Below are 2619 nucleotides of genomic sequence, written 5' to 3'. Positions count from 1 at the left end.
GCACTCACCGCCTGATCGGCTACGCCGCGGCCACCGCGTCAGAGCGGGAGCTGCTGGACCACCTGGCCGGCAGGCTGCCCTCGCCGCTGGTCCCCGACCGGATCGTGATCGTGCCGTCGCTGCCGCGCGGCCCCGGCGGCAAGCTCGACCGGGACGCGCTGCCCTCCCCCGCCGCGCCGGCCGGCCGCGCGCCCGCGACCGAGGACGAACGCCGGGTCGCCGCGATCGTCGCCGACGTCCTGGGCCTTCCCGAGGTGGGCGCGGACGACGGCTTCGCCTCGCTGGGCGGCCACTCGCTGGCCGCCGCCCGCGTCGTCGCCCGGGTCGCGTCCGATCTCGGCGTCCAGGTGTCGCTGCACGAGTTCCTGGCGGAGCCCACGGTGGCCGCCCTGGCGGGCCTGGTCGCCTCCGCGCCGCATGCCTCACCCGCGCCGCCCCGGCCGAGCACCGACACGCATCCGTTGACCGAGGTCCAGCGCGGCCTGTGGGCGATGCGCCAGATCGACCCCTCGACGCCCGCCACCACGATCGGCCTGCGCCTCCGGCTGACCGGCCCGATGGACGCCGCCGCCGTCGGCTCGGCTCTCGACCGCATCGTCGGACGCCACGCGTCGCTCCGGAGCCGTCTGGAGGTCGTGGACGGAGAGCCGGTCATGCGCGTCGGGCCGCCCGCCCCGGTGCCCGTCACGGAGTACGACCTGCGCCCGCTCGACCCCGCCCGGCGGGAGGAGGAGCTGTCGCGCCTGGCCGCGACCTTCAAGCCCTTCGACCTGACGGCGGACACACCGCTGCTGCGCGCCCTGTGCGCGTGGACCGGTCCGGAGAGCGCCGAACTGCTCCTCGTCACCGACCACAGCGTCTTCGACGGCTGGTCCGAGCGCATCCTCCGCGAGGAGCTGGCGGCGGAACTCGCCGGGGTGACCCCCGCCGAGCCCGACCTTCAGTTCGGCGACCTCGCGCACGAGGAGGCCGCCGAACCTCGGGACCCGTTCTGGCGGGAGGAGCTCGCCGGAGCCGTGGTCCCGTACGACCTGCTCGGCGACCCGGACTCGGTCCCGGGACCGAGCGGACGGCGGATCACCCGGCCCGTCGACCCCGCGCTGCTCGACGGCGTCCGGGCCCTCGCCGCGCGCCTCGGCCTCACCCCGGCGGCGGTGCAGCTCGCGGCGCTCGCGACGGTCGTCGGCGGCCTGTCGGGACGCACCGAGACCGTCATCGGGCTGACCGCGACCGTCCGCGACCGGCCGGGGCTGGACCGTGTCATCGGCCCGCTGATCGACGTTCTGCCCGTCCGCGCCGACTTCGCCGACGACCCCGGCATGGCCGTCCTCGCCGCGCGGGTGGGCGAGCGGGTCACCCGCGCGTTCGCCCACCGGGACGGGCTGGCGGCGGCGGTCGCGGACGCGGTCCCCCGCGCCCACGGCGCCAACCCGCTGCCGGTGGTGCTGGCGTTCCAGCCCGACGAGGACCCGGTGACGCGGGTCGGCGACGTCCGGGTGGAGCTGGTGGGCGAACTGGACCTGGGCGGCGCCGTCACCGAACTCACCCTCCTGATGAACACCGGAGCGGCGGGCCCGGAACTGGTCGCCGAGTACGCGACCGACCGGTACACCGAAGAGGAGGCGGCGCTCATCGCGGGCGCCTTCCTCGACGCCCTCGCCCGGACGGTCGCCGCTCCCGACAGCAGGGTCTCCTCGCTCGACCTGGTCTCCCCCGCCGAGCACGACCGACTGCGGGCCCTCGGCACCGGCGCCTCACTGGCCGGCGACGAGACGGTGGTCGAGGCGATCCTGCGCATCGACCCGGCGCGTCCGGCCGTCGCCTCGGCGAGCGGCGCGCTCACCTACGGCGAGCTGCTGGACCTGTCGGCCAGGGTCGCGTCCGCGCTGGTGGAGGCCGGTATCCAGCCCGGCGAGCCGATCGGCGTGAGCCTTCCGCGCGACCACCGGATGCCCGCGATCCTGCTCGGCGTCCTGCGCGCGGGCGCGGCCTACGTCGCGATGGACGCCGACCTGCCCACCCGCAGGCTCGCGATGATCGCCGAGGACTGCGGCGTCCGGCACGCGATCGTGCTCGGCGACCACGCGCTGCCCGACCTGGTCCTGCACGACGCCGAGGCCTTGATGACGGCGGCCCCTGGGCCGCTGCCCGCGCCCGATCCCGCCCGGCTGGCGTACCTCATCTTCACGTCCGGGTCGACGGGCCGCCCCAAGGGCATCCAGATCTCGCACCGCGCGATCGCGGCCTTCGCCGAGGCGGTCCGCACCGACCCGGGGATGACCGAGGACGACGCGGTCGTCGCGATGGCCCCGCTGGTGTTCGACATGTCCAGCTTCGAGCTGTGGGCGACGCTCTCGACCGGGGCCCGCCTGTTCGTCGCCGACTCCGCCACCGCGCGGGACGGCCGGGCGCTGGCCGCCCTCCTCGACGAGGTCGGGGCGACGCTGGTCATGGCGACGCCGAGCCGCCTCCGGCTGCTGCTCGCCGACGGCTGGGCGGGACGCCCCACCCTGCGCGTCCTGATCGGCGGCGAGGTCCTGGACGCGACGCTCGCCGACGAGCTGACGGCGCGCACGGCGGGCGCGTGGAACGTCTACGGCCCGTCGGAGGTGACCGTGG

General features: G+C 76.3%; 1 protein-coding gene. It reads left to right on the top strand.

Annotated elements, in window-relative coordinates:
* Positions 1-2619, top strand: a 2619-nt coding sequence (locus AB0J52_RS35585) for an AMP-binding protein (RefSeq protein ID WP_500187318.1), incomplete at both ends; no start/stop codon positions are given.

The sequence above is a fragment of the Spirillospora sp. NPDC049652 genome (genome assembly GCF_040675125.1).
In the GTDB taxonomy this organism is placed as follows: domain Bacteria; phylum Actinomycetota; class Actinomycetes; order Streptosporangiales; family Streptosporangiaceae; genus Spirillospora.
This window is presented reverse-complemented; position numbering and strand designations above follow the sequence as displayed.